Source organism: Neptuniibacter sp., assembly GCF_024231755.1.
In the GTDB taxonomy this organism is placed as follows: Bacteria; Pseudomonadota; Gammaproteobacteria; order Pseudomonadales; family Balneatricaceae; genus Neptuniibacter.
Map to the genome: position 1 here is coordinate 1 of NZ_JAAEQH010000278.1, position 3,512 is coordinate 3,512.

At 46.5% G+C, this 3,512-nt stretch carries 3 protein-coding genes and 1 other RNA gene; 2 read left to right on the top strand and 2 right to left on the bottom strand.

The window, feature by feature from the left end:
* Positions 1–54 precede the first annotated feature (54 nt).
* Complete coding sequence (locus GY843_RS15815) at positions 55–414, bottom strand: YraN family protein (RefSeq protein WP_297310994.1); 360 nt, start codon at positions 412–414, stop codon at positions 55–57.
* A 21-nt stretch (positions 415–435) separates the two neighbouring features.
* The gene (locus tag GY843_RS15820; protein ID WP_297310995.1) at positions 436–2,256 is read right to left on the bottom strand and encodes a penicillin-binding protein activator; all 1,821 of its coding nucleotides are present in this window, start codon (positions 2,254–2,256) and stop codon (positions 436–438) included.
* A 36-nt stretch (positions 2,257–2,292) separates the two neighbouring features.
* On the opposite strand from GY843_RS15820, the gene rsmI reads away from it, so the two are divergent.
* Both rsmI and rnpB read left to right on the top strand, forming a co-directional pair.
* Positions 2,293–3,126, top strand: coding sequence for a 16S rRNA (cytidine(1402)-2'-O)-methyltransferase (gene rsmI, locus GY843_RS15825; protein ID WP_297310996.1), 834 nt, complete (start codon positions 2,293–2,295; stop codon positions 3,124–3,126).
* A 31-nt stretch (positions 3,127–3,157) separates the two neighbouring features.
* Positions 3,158–3,512: RNase P RNA component class A (gene rnpB, locus GY843_RS15830), an RNA gene on the top strand; the annotation flags it as partial.

Genomic DNA, 3,512 nt, shown 5'->3' on the forward strand with positions numbered 1-3,512 from the left:
GAAACTGGTGGACAATGCGGTCTTCGAGTTCCATATGGTCCTTGATTTTTCGCCTTAAAGATTAAAGGCCCCTTTATACCATAGTGGTTTGTCAGGTGCTGCATCATATTCGTATGCAATGACATCAAAGCGGCAGTTTTTGTTTTGATAGCGGGGATTCTGAGTCAGGAAATGCTGAGCTGTATGTATTATTCGCTTTTGTTTTCTTGTTGTGACTGAAGCTGCGGCGCCTCCATGTGAGAGGCTGCTTCGCTGCCTGACTTCAATAAAAACGAGAGTATGCTGATCAAGCATGATCAGATCTATCTCACCGTAACGGCAGTAATAATTTTTGTGGATGAGTATCAGGTGGTGTTTTTCGAGAAAGCTCTTCGCATTATTTTCGGCGTCCGTGCCGATGCTTTTTCTATCCATGATTGCCTCAAGTTGTGTGTTTTACTCGATGAGTTGGGGTGTGCCTTCTTTGAATCTGGCCCAGATGAGTTTTCTTTGTATTTGACCCTTCTGGTTTAGGCTTAATGTGCCTGTTTCTCCAGAAATTTCGGTGCCTGGAAGTGCTGAAAGTTGTTGTAGGTATGGGTAGATGTGATAAGCATCCAGTCCCAATGCATATAAGCGCCCAAGTCGGGTATTGGTATTATTTCTCTGCTGTGAGAGTAGTACTTTGTTTTGTGATGGTGGTTGCAGTGCCCAAGGTGTGCCAATAAATCGGATTTTGTTCAGATCTTGATCCTGAATGGGGTCAGGGGTGCCGGAGAACAGGTGTGATGTGGCATATACAGGAAGGTCTCCTGCAAAGTTAAAGGCTATAATAGGGCTGAGTTGACGTGCATCATTGGGTAGTGCGGCAAGAATGATGGCGTCAATATCGGTACGGCGGTGTTCCTCGAATTCAATCTTGCGAGTGTAAATTGCCTGGCGAAGGGCTTTATAGCGCTGATTGCTACTATCTGTGCTGAGTAGATTGCTAATGTCGTTGGAAAAGTCTTTGGTATCCCCAAAAGACTGTGTTGTGGTTACAGTGCCACCAAGTTCTTCAAAAGCTTCTTTGAAGCTGTCATGAATTTTTTGTCCCCAGCCAGAGTTTGGGGTGAGGAGTGCAGCCTGTCGTATACCATCCGCCCATGCTTTGTGGGCTATTTGTGTTGCTTCATCTTCAGCAGAAAGTCCAAACTGGTAGAGGCCTTCTCTGTAGGATTCGTTTGCATAGTTCAGTGCCAGAATCGGTACGGAGATGTGTGTGCTGCTTGCTAGGTTGTTAACGTATTCTTTCGAGAGAGGGCCGATAACGAGATCGGCGTTCTCTTCGTTCAGTATTTGGGCTAGCTGTACGGGAGTATTAATTTGCGCTGAGTCCAGAAATAGTAGCTCTGGAGATGGCTTGCCAGGGGTTTTATCGCGAAAATGGGCCATCATAAGGCCTTCTTTTATCGCTGAAGCTGCTTTGGATAGCTTGCCTTCAAAAGGGAGTAGGACGGCAATTTTTCTGACGCTAAGTGTTTTTTCGGCTAGCCCTGAAAGTGCACTTGGTGGAATTGAGCGAGCAGGGTGAGCTTCCCATAAGGTGCTCCAGTTGCTGACAGCTTGATGTTGGGTGTCGAGCTTTTTGTTATTTCTTAGCTCATTAAACAGCTCCAACCAGCCTTGTTCATAGTAGCTGTTTGTGCCGCTACGCAAATGTTTGGCCAGCATCTGCTCATCGAATGATATTAGCTTATCCCAGATTTCATCGTGGGTTTTTTGCTTGTCATCTGTTATTTCCTGTAGAAGGCTAATTTCAATAAGTGTTTGAAGTGCCTTGAAATGGTTCTGTTGCTGGTTGTAGGCAGACTGTTTCAGTTGAAGTAGATAAATTTTTTGAGCGCTGTCGACAGGTGCGTTGTTTCTTAGTTCAAACTGCTCTAAATAAAGAAGAGCTTGTTCAGGCTGTTGCTGGTCAAGAGCGTTTTTAGTTTTTAGTAGTGTCAGCTCGATATGTTGTGCTGGCGGTAATAGTGCTAAATCAATCGAGTTGAGAATACTGTGAGCCTGCTCATTCTTGTTTTGGGTAAACAGAAGTTGTGCTACTTCTGCTTTCAGAAGAGCGGCTTTGGCTGCTGTTGAGTTCTCCGCTTTTTTTAGAAGTGACTCTATTTGTGCCTGTTGCTTCTCAGCAGGAGTCATTTCCGGAGGGATGATGCTGGTAGATGGAGCACAGCCGGATAAAATCAGGCTTGCCAGCATGGCAGTAAGAGACAGACGCCACTGAAATTTCATATACTTCACAACCCAAACTAAACGATGGAATTAGTAATGTTAGAACCCGCGCTGTACGTTGTGGCAACTCCAATAGGTAATTTGCAGGACATGACCCCTCGCGCTGTTGAGGTATTGCAGCAGGTGGAGTTAATTGCTGCGGAGGACACGCGTCATAGTGCCCGTTTGATGGCGCATTTTGGTATCAATACCCGCCTAGTTTCCGTCCATGAGCATAACGAACGCCAGCGAATTGAGACGATTGTACACCAGTTGCAATCTGGTGCCAGTGTCGCATTGATTTCTGATGCGGGTACGCCACTAATTTCTGATCCTGGATATGTGGTAGTTCAGGGGGTTAGAGAGCAAGGTTTTAAAGTTGTGCCTGTTCCGGGTTGTGTTGCCTTTATTGCTGCTTTGTCTGCGGCGGGTTTGCCGACAGATCGATTTATTTTTGAGGGTTTTTTGCCGCATAAATCAAGCGGGCGCAAACAGCAGCTCAAAGGTTTGGTGGATGAGACGAGAACACTGATTTTCTATGAATCACCGCATCGTATTTTGGCTTCCTTAAAAGATATGCGGGCAATCTTTGGTGGTGAACGTGTCGTGGGGATTGCTCGAGAGCTGACCAAAACTTATGAAACGATTCATGTGGATAACTTGGATGCAGTCATCGAGTGGATGGAGGGTGACTCCAATCAGCAGCGTGGTGAGTTTGTTGTATTGGTTCACGGTCTGGAAAATAAAGGTGTAGCTGAGCTGGATGCTAAAGCTTTAGAGGTGTTGGATATTCTTCTTGCAGAGTTGCCAGCGAGCCAGGCCGCCTCTATAGCTGCAAAAATTACTGGTTTGAAGAAAAAAGTGCTTTATCAGGCGGCTTTAGATCGCTAACTGAATGAGCTTTTGTTAGAATTCGCACCGAGGAGTTTGCCAGGCAGTCGCTGCCTTCTTTTGAAGGTGGAGGAAAGTCCGGGCTCCAAAGGGTAGAGTGCCAGATAACGTCTGGGCGGCGCGAGTCGACGGAAAGTGCAGCAGAAAATATACCGCCTAAGTGTCTCGATTTACGGATTGGGATGCCGGTAAGGTTGAAATGGTGCGGTAAGAGCGCACCGCGTGAGTGGTAACACTTCACGGCATGGTAAACCCCACTCGGAGCAAGACCAAATAGGGTTCCTATAGGCGTGACCCGCGCTGGAACCGGGTAGGTTGCTTGAGGTGCATAGTGATATGCATCCCAGATGAATGATTGTCCACGACAGAACCCGGCTTATCGGCAA

Coding starts and splice junctions, on each gene's coding strand:
- GY843_RS15815 (WP_297310994.1), bottom strand. CDS start 414: ATGGATAGAAAAAGCATCGGCACGGACGCCGAAAATAATGCGAAGAGC.
- GY843_RS15820 (WP_297310995.1), bottom strand. CDS start 2,256: ATGAAATTTCAGTGGCGTCTGTCTCTTACTGCCATGCTGGCAAGCCTG.
- rsmI (WP_297310996.1), top strand. CDS start 2,293: ATGTTAGAACCCGCGCTGTACGTTGTGGCAACTCCAATAGGTAATTTG.